We start from the raw sequence: 276 nt of genomic DNA on the forward strand, positions 1-276 counted from the left end.
TTCTGAGCAGCAGAAAGTGAGAAATACATGAAAGAAGATACCCAGTTCTGGCGAGATTTGAAAGCCAATCGCCAGAAGATGACCAAGCAGCAATACCGCACGCTCAAGGGACAGGCGGTCAGCGGAAAAGTGCTGGATGCCAGAAAAGGTTTACAGAAAGTTTTGAAGCGGAGGAATGGAGCATGACCACAACCACAGAATTTCAGCTTGTTGACATCAACAAGCTAGTCCCCTATGCCAATAACGCCAGAACGCACAACAAGGAACAGATCCTGA

1 protein-coding gene is annotated in these 276 nt (G+C 47.5%); it reads left to right on the forward strand.

The annotated features are described in order from the left end of the window. Nucleotides 1–27 precede the first annotated feature (27 nt). Nucleotides 28–186: a hypothetical protein gene (locus RUMCAL_RS15960; RefSeq protein ID WP_021682155.1), complete on the forward strand. Its 159-nt coding sequence runs from the start codon at nt 28–30 to the stop codon at nt 184–186. Nucleotides 187–276: the final 90 nt, after the last annotated feature.

Source organism: Ruminococcus callidus ATCC 27760, assembly GCF_000468015.1.
GTDB lineage: Bacteria > Bacillota > Clostridia > Oscillospirales > Ruminococcaceae > Ruminococcus_C > Ruminococcus_C callidus.